This window comes from Sphingobacteriales bacterium, from assembly GCA_012517435.1.
Classification (GTDB): Bacteria; Bacteroidota; Bacteroidia; order CAILMK01; family JAAYUY01; genus JAAYUY01.
In genome coordinates, this window is sequence record JAAYUY010000130.1 from 1 (window position 1) to 18,540 (window position 18,540).

Annotated in this window: 15 protein-coding genes; 7 read left to right on the forward strand and 8 right to left on the reverse strand. The window is 40.7% G+C overall.

The features are described from left to right. A partial coding sequence (gene murJ, locus GX437_07400) for a murein biosynthesis integral membrane protein MurJ (protein ID NLJ07477.1) occupies positions 1–1,491 on the reverse strand: 1,491 nt, incomplete at its 3' end. Positions 1,492–1,679: 188 nt separating this feature from the next. Here murJ and GX437_07405 point away from each other — a divergent pair. Genes GX437_07405 through GX437_07425 form a run of 5 tightly spaced genes read left to right on the forward strand, consistent with a single transcriptional unit; the run spans position 1,680 to position 7,656 of the window. Further along, positions 1,680–3,053 carry a histidine--tRNA ligase gene (locus GX437_07405; protein ID NLJ07478.1) on the forward strand — a complete coding sequence of 458 codons (1,374 nt, stop codon included), beginning with the start codon at positions 1,680–1,682 and terminating at the stop codon, positions 3,051–3,053. Next, the gene (locus GX437_07410) at positions 3,046–3,657 is read left to right on the forward strand and encodes a sprT domain-containing protein (protein ID NLJ07479.1); all 612 of its coding nucleotides are present in this window, start codon (positions 3,046–3,048) and stop codon (positions 3,655–3,657) included. The genes GX437_07405 and GX437_07410 overlap by 8 nt, the downstream gene beginning before the upstream one ends. A gap of 21 nt (positions 3,658–3,678) precedes the next feature. Continuing rightward, positions 3,679–5,187 (forward strand): hypothetical protein, encoded by a 1,509-nt coding sequence (locus tag GX437_07415; protein ID NLJ07480.1) that lies wholly within the window; start codon positions 3,679–3,681, stop codon positions 5,185–5,187. Then, on the forward strand, positions 5,184–7,148 hold the full coding sequence (locus tag GX437_07420) for a VWA domain-containing protein (GenBank protein NLJ07481.1): 1,965 nt from the start codon (positions 5,184–5,186) through the stop codon (positions 7,146–7,148). The genes GX437_07415 and GX437_07420 overlap by 4 nt, the downstream gene beginning before the upstream one ends. A gap of 40 nt (positions 7,149–7,188) precedes the next feature. After that, complete coding sequence (locus tag GX437_07425) at positions 7,189–7,656, forward strand: YqhA family protein (protein NLJ07482.1); 468 nt, start codon at positions 7,189–7,191, stop codon at positions 7,654–7,656. A gap of 1 nt (position 7,657) precedes the next feature. On the opposite strand, the gene GX437_07430 is transcribed toward GX437_07425, so the two are convergent. The 5 genes from GX437_07430 to secA are packed head-to-tail and all read right to left on the reverse strand — an operon-like array spanning position 7,658 to position 14,482. Further along, positions 7,658–8,896, reverse strand: a complete 1,239-nt coding sequence (locus GX437_07430; protein NLJ07483.1) for a T9SS type A sorting domain-containing protein — start codon at positions 8,894–8,896, stop codon at positions 7,658–7,660. Between the two features lie 26 nt (positions 8,897–8,922). Then, on the reverse strand, positions 8,923–10,101 hold the full coding sequence (locus tag GX437_07435) for an amidohydrolase (protein NLJ07484.1): 1,179 nt from the start codon (positions 10,099–10,101) through the stop codon (positions 8,923–8,925). A gap of 1 nt (position 10,102) precedes the next feature. Beyond that, entirely contained in the window at positions 10,103–10,504 is a 402-nt protein-coding gene (locus tag GX437_07440) for an SPOR domain-containing protein (GenBank protein NLJ07485.1), read from the reverse strand. Then, positions 10,501–11,148 carry a deoxyribose-phosphate aldolase gene (gene deoC / locus GX437_07445; protein ID NLJ07486.1) on the reverse strand — a complete coding sequence of 216 codons (648 nt, stop codon included), beginning with the start codon at positions 11,146–11,148 and terminating at the stop codon, positions 10,501–10,503. Before deoC ends, GX437_07440 begins: the two co-directional genes overlap by 4 nt. Positions 11,149–11,155: 7 nt before the next feature. Beyond that, positions 11,156–14,482, reverse strand: a complete 3,327-nt coding sequence (gene secA, locus GX437_07450) for a preprotein translocase subunit SecA (GenBank protein ID NLJ07487.1) — start codon at positions 14,480–14,482, stop codon at positions 11,156–11,158. 195 nt (positions 14,483–14,677) lie between these two features. Between secA and GX437_07455 the strand changes: the two genes are divergently transcribed. After that, the gene (locus GX437_07455) at positions 14,678–16,336 is read left to right on the forward strand and encodes an amino acid permease (protein NLJ07488.1); all 1,659 of its coding nucleotides are present in this window, start codon (positions 14,678–14,680) and stop codon (positions 16,334–16,336) included. After that, positions 16,333–17,019, forward strand: a complete 687-nt coding sequence (locus tag GX437_07460) for a class I SAM-dependent methyltransferase (protein NLJ07489.1) — start codon at positions 16,333–16,335, stop codon at positions 17,017–17,019. Before GX437_07455 ends, GX437_07460 begins: the two co-directional genes overlap by 4 nt. Here GX437_07460 and GX437_07465 read toward each other — a convergent pair. Both GX437_07465 and trxA read right to left on the reverse strand, forming a co-directional pair. Continuing rightward, the gene (locus tag GX437_07465) at positions 17,012–17,800 is read right to left on the reverse strand and encodes a glycoside hydrolase family 25 protein (GenBank protein NLJ07490.1); all 789 of its coding nucleotides are present in this window, start codon (positions 17,798–17,800) and stop codon (positions 17,012–17,014) included. The genes GX437_07460 and GX437_07465 overlap by 8 nt on opposite strands. A 218-nt stretch (positions 17,801–18,018) precedes the next feature. Continuing rightward, positions 18,019–18,390: a thioredoxin gene (trxA, locus tag GX437_07470; GenBank protein NLJ07491.1), complete on the reverse strand. Its 372-nt coding sequence runs from the start codon at positions 18,388–18,390 to the stop codon at positions 18,019–18,021. Positions 18,391–18,540: the final 150 nt, after the last annotated feature.

Below are 18,540 nucleotides of genomic sequence, written 5' to 3' on the forward strand. Positions count from 1 at the left end.
AAGGAGGGTTTTAATGCCTATTGAAATTAAAGAAACCGTTTTTGAATGAAAATAATATAAATCAAAATGCCTGGTAATATAAATGATCAGCAAAGTCAGAATGATGAGTATAACTTTGTGAATCAATGCAATACCTCCTTTTTCCACATATCCCTGAAGCTCCTTTTTAATATAATTGTTCATGACAAACATATTAACCACATAAGCCAGTGAAGCAGCCAGGGCAATTCCGCTATGTCCAAGCTGAGTCGTTTTGACCAGCACAACAGAGAAGAGAATATTCAGAAAAGCACTGATAACCGATATGTTCAGGGCATACTTGTTTTTATCAAATACCGACAGAACCCTTTTGTAATAACCCACAAGACTCATGGGTAACAATCCCACACAATACATGGAAAAAGCATCAGCCGTCAGTTTCAGAGAGGTGGCAGAAAACTGTCCCCGCTGATACACAATGTCGATCAGCTCAGGAGAAATTACCATAAAAATAGCCGTAAAAGGGAAGAAAAACAGTATATACAGGTTAAGGCCTTTCTGATAAACCTTGTTAAATCCCTGCAAATCACCGGTAGCCCTCAGGCGGTTAAGTTCAGGATTGATACCCCTTGTAATCGACAAAGAAATGATGGCAAAAGGCAGCTGAAAGAGTCTGATAGCATAAAATAATGAACTGGTTGAACCTTGTACAAGTGTTGAAGCGAAAAACCTTCCGAATACCTCCTGTATTTTGTCAAAAACAGCATTGAGGGTAATAAACCTGCTTTCGCGCTTAACCGATTGATAATCATTTTCCTTGTCTTTGAGCAAACGGAAATGGTACTTAAAACCTGTTTCTTCCCTGAATTTTTTATTTATCAGAAAAGGAATCTGAATGAGCATTTGCAGAAAAGCCCCAATCACGTAGCCCAAAGCAATGGAATAGCCACCGATAAGGGGTTCGAAAACGGCCACTCCGACAATAACCCCCACACTCAACATCATGGGAGCAAAACCAAAAATCCAGTTTTTTTCAAAAAAATTCAAAATGGAGCCAACAAAAGCAGCCACACCAATAAAAACAGTGAAAGGCAAAACCACCAGAATCAGCTTCATCGTCAGGTCGTAGTCAAATTCGCGATCACTGAAAATAAATCCAAATGTATTTGGAAATGAATCTTTTAAAGAAAAAAACAAAGGAACAATAAGATAAAGGATGAAGGTAGCCAGCATAAGAAAAATAAAGAACCAGTTGAAAACCACAGAGATAAACTTCCACGATTGTTGCTGGTTGCCTTTATCGTAAATACGTTTAAAGGGAGGCATAAAAGCTCTTTCCACCATGTCTTCACCTAGAATCTGTCTGAAGAGATTAGGAAAAATCAAAGCAAGCGTGAAAGCATCGGCTATTTTCCCGGTTCCGAAATAGGAAGCCACCACCATTTCCCTGATAAAGCCGAAAACGCGTGAAATCAAGGTACCGGTGGTTATCTTCAGGATATTGCGAAACATGACTGAATTCTATTCCCTGCAAAACTAATATTTAGCAAGCTACAGGGAGAGAAAAGATATTTACAATCAAAAAAAGAAGCTGAATGATTACTTTAAAACAACTTTTTAAAAGATGAACTACTGCCAGAATTCGGATCATGCATATCTAATTCCCCCTCCTCTTCTTACCTTTGCCCTAAATAAAAAAGATGATAAAACCAGGTACACCGCGTGGATTCAGGGATTTTGGCCCGAACGAAATGGCTGGAAGAGACTTTATTTTCAATACCATCAAAGACGTCTTCAGGCTCTATGGCTATCAGCCCATTGAAACACCAGCCATGGAACTGATTTCTACGCTGACAGGAAAATATGGTGAGGAAGGCGATAAACTCATGTTCAGGGTGCTCAACAGTGGTGATTTTCTTCAGGAAGCCAGAGAAAAAGGCATCGACTTCGGAAACCACCTTGAGCTCGGAAAATACATTGCCGAAAAAGGCATGCGCTACGACCTGACCGTCCCTTTTGCCCGCTTTGTGGTTGAACATTATCATGAACTGAATTTCCCTTTTAAACGTTACCAGATACAACCTGTCTGGCGTGCCGACCGGCCTCAGAAAGGGCGTTACAGGGAATTTTACCAGTGTGATGTGGATGTCATCGGATCTGATTCTTTGTTTTATGAATTTGAACTTATTTCAGTCATTACCGATATTTTTGAAAGACTTGGCATCCATGTCAGCATCAGACTGAATAACCGCAAGCTTCTCATGGCTATAGCAGAATCAGTGCAGGCTGCCGGCCGGTTTACTGATCTGACCATTGCCATCGACAAACTGGAGAAAATCGGATTGGAAGCAGTGGTGTCCGAGCTCGCTGCCAAAGGCTTTTCACCGGCTTCTTTATCAGAAATCAATGAAATTCTTCAATTTAACGCTACTGACAACATCGAAAAACTCAGATTTATTGAGGAAAAAGCCGGACATACGCCAAGCGGAAAGGAAGGCATAGCAGAGCTCAGGGAAATTTTAGGCTATTGTTCAAAATCGCCCAAAAACATACCTCTCGAAATTGATTTAAAACTTGCCCGTGGCCTGAATTATTACACAGGCGCCATCATTGAAGTGAAAGCGAAAGATGTAGAAATAGGAAGTATCTGCGGAGGTGGCCGTTATGATAACCTTACGGGCGTATTTGGCCTGCCGGGACTGAGCGGAGTCGGTGTTTCCTTTGGTGCTGACCGTATTTATGATGTCATGAAAAACCTAAGCCTTTTCCCACATTCGGCAGATGTGTCAGCAGAAGTACTGATTGTCAACTTTGGGGAGGAAGAAGCTGCACATGCCATCAGTTTGCTGGCAGATCTTCATGGGGCAGGCATAAGTGCTGAGATTTATCCGGAAACAGCAAAACTGAAAAAACAGTTTTCCTATGCTTCAGCAAAAAAAATCAGGTTTGTGATGCTGGCAGGAAAAGACGAAATCGCCCAAAACATTTACGGACTGAAAGACCTCAGCAGTGCCATGCAATATCAGATGTCGCTCCCCGAAATCATCCATTTTATCAAGAAATCAAATGCCTGAAAAACATCCCCTCAGCAGCCATATCCCTGAACAGGCCATACCTTATGTTGAATCATTGCTTGAAAATACACGGGTAACAATATACATAACCGGGCAAAGAAAATCCAAACACGGGAGTTTTTCCGAAAAAGGCCGTGACGGGCGTTTCCGCATTACAGTTTCACGAAACAACAATCCTTATGCTTTTTTATTTACCCTGATACACGAAATTGCCCACCTGAAGGTTTTCAGTATTTATGGGCGAAAAGCCCTCCCGCATGGTGAAGAATGGAAAGACTGCTTCAGGCAATTGATGTTACCCCTTCTTAAAGATAAAGTATTTCCCGAAGATCTGACCATAGTTCTGGCAAATCACCTGCTCAATCCTGCAGCATCATCCGGTACCGATCCTTTATTGGTAAAGTTTATGGCCAGATATGATCATGCCGGTGGCAACGGACATGTTTTTGTTGATACGCTTAAGGATGGCGAGTCTTTCATTTTTCACAACCGGAAATTCACCAGGCTTCACCTGATCAGGAAAAGAATCAAATGCAGGGAAGAAAGCACAAAGAAAATATATCTTTTCAGTCCGGTAGCAGAGGTATTGCCTTTGAGGTCTTAAATTTGCAACATTAAGCCATTGATGTTCAAAGCAAAACACATACTGATCGTTTTACTCAGCTTCCCGTTTTTCAATGTGTATCCGCAGGTTAAGCAACTGAGAATCATTCATGCCAATACACTTGAAGGCAGTGAAAGCGGAGCCTATAAAGTCAGGAAACTGATCGGAAATGTTGCCCTCGAACATGAAGGCATGCTTCTGTTTTGCGATAGTGCCTATCATTACGAAAGTGAAAATTTTTTTGATGCTTACGGCAGGGTTCGTATCCGACAGGGCGACAGCCTTTTTATCAAAGCCGGTTATCTGCGTTACGACCTGAGCACAAAAAATGCAGTGATTGAAAAAGGTGTCAGGTTGAGTGACAACAATATGGTTCTGACTACCTCCCGCATCATCTACAATATGAGCACGAAATCAGGCTATTACAACCAGTACGCTGAAATAGTTGACGATAGCAGCAAACTCACCAGCAATGCAGGGAGATATGATGAGGCAAAAAAAATCATGGTGTTTAAAAACAATGTGGTGCTGCTAAACCCCGATTTTACCTTAAATACTGATTCCCTGCTGTATAAAATCAATCTTCATACGGCATTTTTTATTGCCCCAACGGTCATTGTCAGTGAAGAATCAAAAATTTATTGTGAAGACGGCTGGTACAATACCAAATCCAAACAGGCCGAATTCCGGAAAAATGCAACCATCACTTCCGGTTCAAGGATTATATCAGGCGACCGGATTCATTACAACAGCAAAAGCAATGAAATTCAGGTCAGCGGAAAGGTAATGTTCAACGATACAGCAGAAAAAACCATTATCAGCGGCAATTATTCCATCCGGAATGAAAATACAAAGACCACCCTGATCACCGACAGTGCCTTGTTTATTCATTATTTTGAAAACGATACACTATTCCTGCACAGCGATACCATTCAGCTTTCCACAATCAGGAAAAACGATAAGGATTACAATCTGGCTGTCATGTGGAAACATGTGAAAGGTTACAGCACCAGCTATCAGTTAAAATGTGATTCACTGATTTACAACTCAGAAGACTCAACTATTTCGTTTTATGGCGCTCCTGTTGTCTGGCAGGACAAAAGTCAGATTTCGGCACAAGAGATAAAATTTTTTCTTAAAAACGGAGAAGTGGATAAGATGCAGCTGACCAGCAACTCCTTTATGATAGAAAGCATTGATTCTCTTCGCTTTAATCAGGTTAAAGGTAAAAACATGACCGGTATTTTCGACAACAACCAGCTCAGTGAGGTGTTCACACAAGGCAATGCCGAATCTGTTTATTTCCTCAGGGATGATCAGGAGAAGTTTATCGGAAGAAACAATATTGCCTCCAGCTTTATTCATATTGTGCTGAACAACAAGAAGATAGAAAAAATTAATTTCATGACAAGCCCTGAAGGTTATGTAGAGCCGCCTAAAAGCATGGACAATCAGGATGCACTGCTGAATGGCTTTAAATGGCTTGAAAAAGAAAGGCCATTGGAGATTAAAGATATATTCAGGCAATGAAAAGCAAGGGTAAGCGTTATTTCATTATGCACCACAGAATAAAAACAAGCATTTTATTTGTTTTCAGTTTATTCATTTTCAACACTTTATATTCACAAATTGTTTTTGAGCAAACCGGTTATCAGTTTGGAGAACTGAAAAACTGGAGTCAGAATCCGGCAATATTTGAATTTTATAATGCCGGAACCCAACAGGATGCTTTTTTGAAATCAGTAAAAAACCCCAATGTTCATGTCAAATACCCGAATACTTACATAGAGCCGGGAAGCAGCGGAAAAGTGCTGGTATATTTTGAGCCGCAGAATATTGGCCGTTTCACTGAAAAAATAAAAATATACACGGTTTGGTCGGAAAAACCTGTTGAACTGACCATCAGTGGAATGGTAACGGATGTGCTGGAATGTCCTAATCTAAATCTTCCTGCTGATCCCCGCCTGCTCGTTTCGGAACAGATTATAGAAGTGATAGATAAAAATACCCGAAAACCCATTTATCAGGCAGACGTTTCGGCTATTGCCTCAAACGGTAAAACATTTACAAGAAAAACCAACCGGCAAGGATTGATTAACCTGACCCTTGAAACAGGCATGTATTTAATAAAAGCCTCGGCAACAGGATATTATCCGGCTGAAGACTACTATTATCTGAATAAAAACACACTTAAAACCACCATTGAACTTAGCCCTGTATCAGACATGTCGTTTGAAAACCCGGAAATTGTTCAGCCTGACACTCAGATGACTACTAAAAAAAATAAACCTGAACCCGGAAAAATAGTCGGTTTTGTTGTGGATTCGCTGACCCGCCAGCCGGTTGAAAGGGCATTTGTCAGGCTATCTGCTGACGGACAGGTTTCAAAAACCTATACAACCATAGCTGACGGTTTCTTTAGTTTTTCAGCAAATAATGGCAGTTATCAGCTTCATGCCACTGCATCAGGATATTTCCCATGGAAAAAATCAATTAGTATTCAGCTACAAATGGATACCCTGATTATCGAAATGTCGGCCAGCAAACCTGTTGAAGAGAAAAAACCACCTGCAAGCCGGGAATATCTGGAAATAAGCGGAATTGTAATAGATGCCGTTACTGAAAAGCCTGTCTCCAATGCTGCGATTAAGTTTTACGATCAATACAATGTTCCTTCAGTTTATACTACTTTCAAAGACGGACGATTCCGGAAAAATCTGAAAAAGGGAGAATATCACGTTACGATTAAAGCAAAAGGCTATCAGTTTTATGAAGACACCTTACAGGTCGAAAAAAGCAGGACGGGTATTGTTTACATTCTTCTGCCCGAAGATTTCAGGATAACTACAGAAACACCCGTGCCTGAAAAAACGGACATCCCCGTATTGTCTTCCGATACCACCACAGAGCTTTTGCCGAAAGAACTTTTTGCCGCAAACAATATTGTGTTTCTGATTGATGTCTCGTCATCCATGAAGCAATATCATAAACTTGAATACCTGAAAATATCCATGATCCGGCTGACAAAAGTTTTGAGAGATATTGACAAAGTAAGTCTGATCAGTTTTTCGACCAAACCGAAGGTACATTTCATTTCGGTGCCTACAGACCATAAAGACACCATCATTTCCACCATTCAGGAAATGGAGGCTTCAGGACTGACTTATGGCATTCAGGGACTTGAATCTGCTTATCAGATTGCCACTGACCATTTTATTGAAGGTGGTAATAACCAGCTCATTATCGCCACTGACGGAGATTTCAATAGTCCTGATTTTTCTGAACTTGAACTCATTAACCTCATTTCAAAATATGCCTCAAAAGGTATTAGCTTGTCTGTAATCGGATTTAAAACGGATGATAAATCAATAAGGCGAATGAAAAGAATGGCAGCATTTGGGAAAGGGAGCCTCCTTGTCATTGAAAATGAAGAGCAGGCAAAAAGTTTACTGATTGATGAAATCAGAGAAAAATCGAGAAAAAAGGAATGATTTTTTCTTAATACGCCATCAATTTTAACAACTGAATCTGATGAAAAAAATTTTTGAATCAGGCAGCAAACTCGTTATTCTGGCTTCATTAAGCTTATTTGTCGGGTTTATTGTCAGCTCCCTCTATGGGTTTTATATTCTGGGCAAAACAGTATTTATTACTTTTAACGGCTATGAACATCTTGATTCCGGCCTGCTGGCCATAAACATAATCAAAGTTATTGATATACAATTGCTTGCCGTCATTCAATATGTGATGTCAGTCGGACTTTACGAACTTTTTATCGGAGACCTGAACCTGCCCCCCTGGTTAAACATCCGCACCATCGATCAACTGAAAAGCAAGCTTGCCAGCGTGATTATTCTGATACTTGCCGTTAAGTTTACCGAAAAGGTAATGGACTGGAAACACCATATGGATATACTGTATCTCGCTATTGGCGTTTCGCTGGTAATATTCGTCTTGACCTATTATTACAAAGTAAAGGAAGAAAGACATGAGGAATGAATCAGTAGCCCTCTCCGACAACAATCTTCTTCGTGAATGCTTCACCCCCAAAATCACCTTTTACAATATAGATTCCCGGACTGATATCGGTCAGATGAAGGGCAAAAAGCTGCTTCCCTGTTTCGGGAATTGATTTTGTCAATAAAATTTTCCCGAAAAGATCGTAAAGAGTTAAATTCAGTGTTGATTTACCGATCATCAGATGTGTTTCAAAATAAAGTGTGCGTGAAGCAGGATTGGGATAAATATCCACCCTTGTATTTGAGTTAACGGAATCAAAATAATAAGTGCAGCCCGTGCTGATCATATTGTCGTAGCTGACCAATACATTTCTGTATTTTTTTATGGCACTTATCATTCTCTGAATCTGTCCGGGGGTATAAAGTTTCATACAATCATCCAGCGAATAATCCATAAAGTTTTCAATCATCCTGACATTCCCACACTGCTGCGGATGAGCACAAACCGGAGGTTTTGAATAATAATCCAGTGAGCAGTTCGGAGTATCGAGAATACCATCATCATCGTGGCAATCACCTTCTCCGTTATCGAAATCATCACCTCCCCAGGGATGTTTCAGGTCGAAATAATGTCCCATTTCATGTGTACAGGTTCGGCCAAGATGATAATCATTGTGTAAGCCGCTGTTACGGCCGAAAAATTTATAAACGATCACTATTCCATCACCTTCGAAAGAAGGGCCACCTGACTGGGAAGGCATATAGGAATATCCCTGAATATTTGAACTGCCATCAATTGATTTTACTACCCAGATGTTCAGATACTTCTCAGGATTCCAGTAACTGAGGTTTTTCATCAACATTTCATTGTCTGACGACATATCAGTCTGGTCGCTTTTTACCCGTATAATCCCGGAAGTCGGGTTGCCATCCGGATCACGGGAAGCAAGGCAAAAACGAATTTTAGCGTCTTTTCCCCTTGGATCGTTGTTATAGGCACCATAATGCCCAAAATCTTCGTTCAGTACCTCAATCTGCGATTTCAGAATATTATCGCTCAGATTTTCAACTCCATCATTATGAATAACATGAATGACTACGGGAATTATGTAATATTCCTGAGTAACATCGAGTTCCTGTTCATTTCTGTACTGAAATTCAGGTAAAGGCCTGAATTTTTCCTTGTTAATCAGCGACATCTGATGTGTCAGACAAATTCTCCTGTTCGTATCAGAAGATTGAGCCATCGTTTCCATTGAAATGATTGAAAACCAGATCAATATCGCGATATTTAGCCTGATAAAACTCATTTCAAAGACGAAATTGCTAAAAAAGCCATTAATCCGCTACCCGGACCAAGGATTGACTCCGGAAGATCGAATCTCGAATGATGAAGAGGATAGCTTTCTTTATCTGAAAAACCACTTCCCAAACGGTAAAAAACCGAAGGCCTGTTCAGGGAAAAGTAAGCAAAATCTTCGGATGTCATTCGTTGGGGAAGTTCAACCACATTATCTGCCCCCAGATATTGTATGGCCAGTTCTTTAAAACCGGCTGTCAGGGCAGGGTCATTGTAAAGGGCAGGATAACCTTTTCTGATTTCTGTTATGGCTTTAGCGCCCATTCCTGAAGCAATGGCCGAAACCATGGCCGGAAGTTTTTCGTGAATCTCACACCTGTAATTTTCATCAAAAGTTCTGAAAGTGCCTTCAAGATAAGCTTCTTCAGGAATGACATTGACTGCACCATTGGCAACAACTTTTCCAAAAGACAAAACAGCGGGAATGGTTGCAGGCGTTTGCCGGCTTATCAGTTGCTGAACAGCCGTAATAACCTGAGCCATAATGCTGACAGGATCAATAGCCTTCCATGGCATAGCCGCATGTCCGCCTTTTCCGATGATTTTAATATAAATTTCATCTGAAGAAGCCATAAAATAACCCGGGCAGAAACCTGCTTTACCGGCTGGAAGTTCCGGCAATACATGCTGCCCGACTACAAGGCTTACGGGAGGATTTTCAAGCACACCCTTTTCTATCATGGCTTTTGCTCCGCCAGGTACCTTTTCTTCGGCAGGCTGAAAAATCAGTTTTACCGAGCCGCTGAATTCATTTTTCAGCTCTGACAAAATACGGGCAGCTCCCAGCAACATGGTCATGTGGGCATCATGACCACAGGCATGCATAACTCCATCATTTTTAGAGCGATACGATTCGTCATTCATCTCATGGATTGGCAGGGCATCCATATCGGCTCGCAGGGCAACTACTTTTTTATCTACATCACATCCCCTGATAGTGGCAGTCAAACCTGTTCCTGCCATACGCTCTGGTTGAAGTCCAAGTTGATGAAGTTCATTTTCGATAAAAGCGGCAGTCTGATATTCGGCAAAGGATAATTCGGGATTTGCATGAAAATGTTGCCGTAAATAGGAAAGATAACTGCTGTTTTTATCAGCTAAAGATTTGATTTTACTTAGAAGCATTTTAGTATTTTAGTTCCGGAAATTCAATTTTGTCGGGTACAATCATGACACCTTTGAACTTTTCATCCTGCTTAAGTGCAAAATACAAGGGAAAGGCTTCGATTCGGGTTCTGAAATCACCTGCCCTGACTTTGAAATAAGGTTGTGTAAAACTCAGATACACCCTGACATCGGGATAAGACTGCATAAACAACGACTTAACCTGATTAGCTGTCTGACGGTTAGAACCTGAATAAATCTGAACCCGGAACCCCTGCATACCCTTTTCTTTAATATTCTTTTCCAAAGATCGCTGCATCAGGGTATCCATTCTGAAATCATGATGAAAAACAATCTGTTGCTGAGCTTTTACATTCAAAACCTTTAATGAGAGGATCAGCAATATGACGAAACAGTGTTTCACTTTTGAAGAATTAAATCAACACCGGAAGAAGTACCAAGCCTTTTTGCTCCTGCTTCAATGAGAGCCAGCGCAAACTGTCTGTCGCGTATTCCACCGGAAGCTTTGATTTTCACTTTTTCCGGCAAAACCGATTTCATCAGTTCAACATGGGCAAGCTGAACCCCTCCAAAAAATCCTGTACATGTTTTCACGTAATCAACGCCTATCGTTGCGCTGATTTCACAGGCTTTTTTAATTTCATCATCCGATAACAGGTTGGTTTCAAGGATCACCTTGATGGTCTTGGCTTTCAGACGGCACAGGGTTGCCACACTTTCAATATCTTCGACAAATGGCTTAATATCTCCTGCCTTCAAAGCAGCAATATTCATCACCATATCAATTTCATCGACCCCTTCGTCAAGAGCCTTACGGGTTTCTTCCACTTTTGCATTCACAATGGTATAGCCAAGGGGAAAACCAACAACGGTAACCAGCCTGACATGGGTATTATTCAATAGCTGCCTGGCAAACCTGACAAAATAAGGGGGAATACAAACACCGGCAAATTTGTATTTTATCGCTTCAGCACAAATCTGTTCAATCTGTTGTCTGCTTGCATCCGGTTTCAGAAAAGTATGCTCAATATACCCGGAAATATCGATATTTTCATTAACTTGCTCCATGACAGTTTTTATATTTTTTTCCACTTCCGCAAGGACATGGATCATTTCTACCAACCTTTTTTTCGACCCTGACGGGGACATTTTTTCGCTCTTCCCCACCTGTACTCATTCCTTCAGGCATTTTAGTACCTTCAAAATTATCAGGCCGGGATTCGCGAAGCTTGCTAAAGTCAGATTTTTTAGGCATTTTGGCTTCTTCGACCTGTTCAGGATCCTGTGTCAGAATATCACCTTTGAAAATCATCGGAAGGACTTCTGCATTGATTCTTCCGAGCATTTTTTCAAAGAGATTGAAGGATTCGAGTTTATAGATTAAAATCGGGTCTTTCTGTTCATACGTGGCGTTCTGAACACTCTGCTTAAGGTCGTCCAGCTCGCGAAGGTGTTCTTTCCAGCGGTCGTCAATGTGTGCCAGGGAAGTCATCCTCTCAAATGCGTGAATAATCTCTTTTCCTCTGGTTTTATAAGCTTTTTCGAGATCAACCAGCACTTCGATAACTTTTCTTCCATCGGTAAATGGAACCACGATATATTTGAGTACTTTACCGCGGTCTTCATACACCCTGCGTATAACAGGCCATGCTTTTTCAGCAATGCTGTTGAGTTTACGGTTGTAATGGCTTTTAATGTTGGAAAAAAGCATCTCGCTGAGTTCACCACCTTTCTTTTCCAGGAAATCTTCTTCGGTGATTCCTGAAGAGGTGGCAAAATAGCGCATGACATCATAATCGAGGGAATGTATATCGCCAGTGCTGCGGTGAATTTCTATCAGGTCATCACAAAAATCTCGTAACATATTATTCAGGTCAACAGCAAGCCTTTCTCCAAAAAGGGCATTTCTTCTGCGGGTGTAGATGACCTCACGCTGAGAATTCATCACATCATCATATTCCAGCAACCTTTTTCGTATGCCGAAATGATTTTCTTCAACTTTTCTCTGTGCCCGTTCAATATTTTTTGAGATAATGGAATGTTGAATGACTTCACCTTCCTTGTAGCCGAAGCGGTCTAAAATCCTTGAAATTTTCTCAGATCCGAACAAACGCATGAGGTTGTCTTCAAGGCTGACATAAAACTGAGAAGTACCCGGATCGCCCTGCCTGCCTGCCCTCCCCATCAACTGCCTGTCGATACGCCTCGCTTCATGCCTTTCCGTACCGATGATGGCGAGTCCACCTGCTTCGACAACGCCAGGCCCCAACTTAATGTCGGTACCGCGACCGGCCATATTGGTGGCTATGGTTACTGTTCCGGCACGTCCTGCCTCTGCTACTATTTCCGCTTCTTTCTGGTGATGCTTGGCATTCAAAACATTGTGCCTGATTTTTCTCCTCTCCAATATTTTACTCAGCAATTCGGAAATTTCAACGGAGGTTGTACCTACCAGGACAGGCCTTCCTGCATCCACCAATCTGCTGATTTCATCAACTATGGCATTGTACTTTTCCCGCATAGTCTTGTAAATCAGATCGGGATAATCTTTTCTGATCATCGGACGGTTGGTCGGTATGACAACTACATCCAGTTTATAGATTGACCAGAATTCAGTGGCTTCTGTCTCAGCAGTACCCGTCATCCCGCAAAGCTTGTGATACATCCTGAAGTAGTTCTGAAGGGTTATGGTGGCATAGGTTTGTGTCAGCTTTTCAACTTTTACGTTTTCCTTGGCTTCTATTGCCTGATGCAATCCTTCCGAATATCTCCTGCCTTCGAGTACACGGCCTGTATTTTCATCAACTATCTTTATCTTTCCTTCATCAACAATATATTCAACATCTTTTTCAAATAAAGTATAAGCTTTCAGCAACTGATTGATAATGTGTATTCTCTCAGATTTAATAGCAAAGTCTTTATAAAGGAGGTCTTTTTTCTCCTGCTTTTCAGCCGGTGAAAGATTTGAGTGTTCGATGGCAGAAATTTCGTTTCCGACATCCGGTAATACGAAAAAATGCGGGTCTTCACCGGCCGAAGTAATGGCTTCGATACCCTTGTCGGTGAGTTCAACCGAATTGTTTTTTTCATCAATGACAAAATAGAGTTCTTTGTCAATTTCGGGCATGTGTTTTTGCTGTTCGGCAAGGTAGTAATTTTCAACCTTTTGAAGGTAAGTTTTCACTCCGGGCTCACTCAGAAACTTGATTAATGCTTTGTTTTTCGGTAGTCCCCTGAAAGAACGCAGGAGCATCATGGCTGGCTCTGATGTTTCCTTATAATCAAAAGAATCTGAAAGTGCATTTTTTGCAATGTTGAGAGCCTTGTTTATATAATCTTTCTGAAGACGTATCAGTTTCTCCACACGGGGTTTTAACTCATAAAAATTCTCCTGGTCTTTGTCGCTTGTTTCAGTAGGGCCGGAAATAATCAATGGAGTACGGGCATCGTCAATCAAAACGGAATCGACTTCATCGACCATGGCATAATGGTGTTCACGCTGAACAAGGTCGTCAATGCTGCGTGCCATGTTATCACGAAGGTAGTCAAAGCCAAATTCGTTGTTTGTCCCATAAGTAATATCAGCCAGATATGCGTTTCTTCTTTCTGAAGTATTGGGTTTATAATATTCTATACAATCGACAGTTACATTGAGAAATTCATACAGAGGGCCGTTCCATTCACAGTCACGTCTGGCCAGATAATCATTGACCGTCACAATATGAACACCTTTACCGGCAAGGGCATTCAGATAGGCAGGAAGTGTCGAGACAAGAGTTTTTCCTTCACCGGTTGCCATTTCAGCAATCTTTCCCTGATGAAGAACAACACCTCCCATCAGCTGAACATCGTAATGAACCATGTTCCACTTGATTTTACCACCGGCTGCCATCCATTCGTTCCGGTAAACTGCTTCATCACCTTCAATCCTGACAAAATCTTTTTTTACAGCAAGAAACTTATCTCTTTCTGTTGCTTTTACCCTGATTTCATTGTTTTCCGTAAATCTCCTCGATGTTTCTTTTACCACCGCAAATGCCTCCGGAAGCAAATCCATCAATATTTTTTCCAGTTCTTTATTTTCCTCTTTTTTAATTTTGTCAATTTCCTTGTAAAGTTCTTCCTTTTCCTCAGGCTCCATTTCCTGATTTTCTTCAATCTGTGCTTTTATTTCTTCGATTTTTTCCCTGAACTCTCTGAGGTGATTGTTAATTTTTTCCCTGAATTCATTTGATTTCTGACGCAACTCATCATTCGATAAATCTTTTAGTTTTTCATAAAAGGAATTGATTTTAACTACATAAGGATACAATTGTTTTACATCCCGTTCGGTTTTGCTGCCAAAAAGTGAAGTCAGGGTCTTTGTGATAATGTTCGACATCTGATATTTAAAATTAAATTTTGGATTTTAATCCATTTTATTTTAACGTGCAAATTTACATGAGAAAGTTATACCAAAGTTTTATTTTAAATGCTTCATCAGGTGAAAACAATTATCATGCATAAATGCCATTCAGAAATAGCAAGTGAATCAGGTTAATTGTCATACTTTTGTTTTTTAATCATTTTGCATTATTTGAAGCAGTTATTCAGAACAAAGCCTATTGAAAGCTACAGTCAATCCCATGGGCAGCTTCGAAGAGGCAGCCTGTCGGTCATTGACCTGACTTCGCTCGGGATAGCTGCCATTATCGGAGGTGGTATTTTCAGCGCAATCGGGGAAGTGGCAGCAAGAGGAGGGCCTGGGGTTAGCTTATTGTTCATTTTTACGGCAATAGCATGTGGATTTTCAGGTTTGTGTTATGCTGTTTTTGCTTCCAGAATTCCTGTCAGCGGAAGCGCATATACATACGCTTATGTGAGTTTCGGTGAACTTATCGCCTGGATTATCGGATGGGATTTGATTCTGGAATATGCCATCGGAAATATTGCTGTTGCTTTGTCGTGGTCTGACTATTTTACCGGTATGCTTGACGGACTGGGCATTCACCTGCCGGAATATCTGACCTGCGATTACTGGACAGCTTCCCATCAGCTTACTCAGGAAGGGACTATTGCCTGGCAACAGGCTCCTGTATTTCTGAATATCCGCCTCATTGGCGACATCCCTGCTTTTCTGATTGTCGTATTCATCAGTGTTTTTGTTTATGTGGGTATTCGTGAATCTAAAATTGCAGGTAACCTGATGGTGCTGCTGAAAATCGTTGTCTTGCTGATAGTCATAGGTATTGGTGCTTTTTATATTCATCCTGAAAACTGGAAACCTTTTGCCCCTCACGGCATCAGCGGAATTTTAAAAGGGGTGGGTGGTGTTTTCTTTGCTTATATCGGATTTGATGCCATTACTACCACTGCCGAAGAATGCCGCCATCCGCAAAGGGATTTGCCAAAAGCCATGATTGCTTCTTTGCTTATCACTACTGTATTATATGTTGTAATAACCCTTGTATTAACAGGCATTGTCCGTTATTCTGATCTGGAAGGCGGAGACCCGCTGGCCAAAGTATTCCGGATGCTCAACATGCCGTTTATTTCCTTTTTGGTTGCCTTCGGAGCTATCATTGCCATGGCCAGTGTATTGCTCGTCTTTCAGGTCGGGCAACCCAGAATCTGGATGAGCATGAGCCGTGACGGGCTTCTTCCTTCGAAATTCTCACATATTCATAAACGCTTTAAAACTCCTGATTTTGCCACCATCATCACCTGCCTGCTGGTGGCACTCCCTTCTCTCTTTCTCAACATCAGTGAAGTAACCGATCTGACAAGTATCGGAACTCTTTTCGCTTTTATCCTTGTCTGCGGTGGGGTTTTTATCCTTGAAGATACCGGAAAACTTAATTCAGACAATAGTCATAAAGGTTTTCAGTTGCCGAAAATCAAAAGCAGATGGGTTGTGCCTTTCGTATGGCTGGCTATCATCCTGTTCAGCCTGTTTTTTAACCGTGATAACCTTGAGAATTTTTTCTCTTTTCACCAGGGTGAAAGCTTTTTCCATCAACTGTTTTCCAAAATTTTATCTGCATTTTTTATTTTATGTTCGGTGATCGTTTCGGTCAGGGCAGTGATGAAAAACCTGAATGCCATCCCTGTATTTGGGCTCATGACCAATCTTTTTCTGATGACCGAACTGACAACAGCCACATGGATCAGATTTCTTGTCTGGATGTGTATTGGCTTATGTATTTACTTTTTTTTCAGCCGTAAAAACAGTTTATTAAATGTAAAGGTCAGATGAAAGAAATTCAGCCTATTGCCATACCGGGTATTCATGAACGATTTCTGCCTTTTTTTCTGAAAAATATCGGGAACAGAAGAAAAGTGCTGGATGCGGGAGCCGGTCATGGTGCCATGAGCCGGAAACTTCATGAGTTGGGATTTCAGGTTACTGCTTTAGATTTCAACAAAGAATTATATCAATGCAAAGAAGTCCCGTTTGTGGAAGCAGATCTCACCCAATCATTGCCTTTCCCTGATGCTTCTTTTGAAATTATCATTGCCGTGGAGGTTTGGGAACACATTACCTGCCAGCAAAGGTTTTTACAGGAATCTATGCGGGTTTTAAAACCGGGCGGATTACTCTTTATCAGTACTCCCAATATTCTTTCACTGAAATCGAGGTTCCGCTTTTTATTCACCGGTTTTTTTTATAGTTTTAAACCTCTGGAAATCAACCTGAATGATGGGCTTCAGCATATATCCTCTCAAAGCTATGACCAGATTGTCTGGATGGCATCGCTATCCGGCTTTCAACTTCTGGAAACTGAAACAGACAAAAAACAGAACACTTCTTGTGCTTTGATGATTTTTTATCCTTTTATATTGTTAATCAATATTTTAAGAAAGAGTTCAAGCCGGCATAATCAAAAAACTCTCTTGCTGGGCAGAATACTGTTTTTCAGGTTTATCAAACCTATTTAATCAGATACTGACTGAGCTTTTTATTGTGGCCATTCAACATGTTGATATCCACATATGTATTGATCCCATCAACCCTTCCCGTTGAAGTAAACTGCCAGATTAGAAAATTATTCAGCAAAGGCCTGTTTTTATGATTGGCTATCCATAGCGGGTATTTGTTAAACGTACTGCTGTTGAGGTAACTCAGATAAAACTTTTCGCTTGTATAGATTATCGGTTTAACTCCATATTCTTTTTCGATTATGTCGCACCAGTTTTTTAATCCTTTTTTCAAAGAAGTCATGCTTTGCACCACGCTGTGTTCTTCTAAATCCACGACAGGTGGCAGGTCTCCTTTTTCAAGATTGACATGATTGATAAAATTTTTTGCCTGCAATTCCGAATTTTCATTCGGACGATAATAATGATAAGCTCCTCTGATAATCCCTTTTTCCTTTACTTTTTGCCAGTTCAATGCAAATTGCTTATCCTGATGGTTTTTCCCCGCTGTTGCCCTGATAATGATAAATGAAACAGGAACATTTTCTTTTATATTTCCAAGTTTTTCCCAATTAATCTTCCCCTGATAACCTGAAATATCCAGGCCGAAAATATTATCCGGGTATTTGCCGATTACCTCCTCAAGGTTGTTATTTATATCACTCTTTCTCCAATCCTTGTAAATATAATTTTCATACCTGTGAACTACTCTGAATATCTTTGTCTTAACTTTCTCTCTAAAAACAAAAAATAAAAGTGTGATTAAAACAAGGAAGAATATAAAAAGCAGAATTCTTTTCATCAGCTCCTGATTGCAGAAAATTTAAGTTGCAAAAATAATCGATTCAGGCTTTGAATCAGATGATATTGTTATCCCATGAAATTTTCAGGCTGTGGATTTAACAATCAGGCAGGCATATTTACAAGCTGATTTATGACGAAAGCACTCTTTCGGAAGCTTCTAAAAAAAAAGCCCTTTCCCGACAGATGATCAGGAAAGGGTTTGTAAGGTATTCCGGATTAATTGGCAGCAACCGGCTTCGAAATATTGAATATTTCCTTGAAAGCCTGTTCAAAAGTCGCCTTGGGTAAAGCACCCATTGCCATCTGTGGTTGTCCGTCTTTCGGGCAGAAAAGCAAAGAAGGAATGCTGCGGATACCAAAAACTCCGGCAAGCTCAGCTTCACTTTCAGTATCTACTTTATAGAAGTCAATCAGTCCGTTATATTCTTTCGAAAGCTGTTCGAGTACGGGAGCTACGGCACGGCAAGGTCCGCACCAATCGGCATAAAAATCTATAATCGCTGGCTTGTCCCCGTTAAATTTCCATTCCGTATTGTTTTCGAAATCAAATACTTTTTCAACAAAAGTTTTTTTGGTTAAATGTTCCATGGTCTCAAATATTTAATTTTTTTTATCTGACTCATATTAACCAATATTGATACCAGAAATCAGCCTGCCAGCCTGTCAAGGAAGTACTGACGTTATGTTTCCAAAACGAACAAATTTTCAGATTTATGGTACAATTTTTTCGCTTTACCA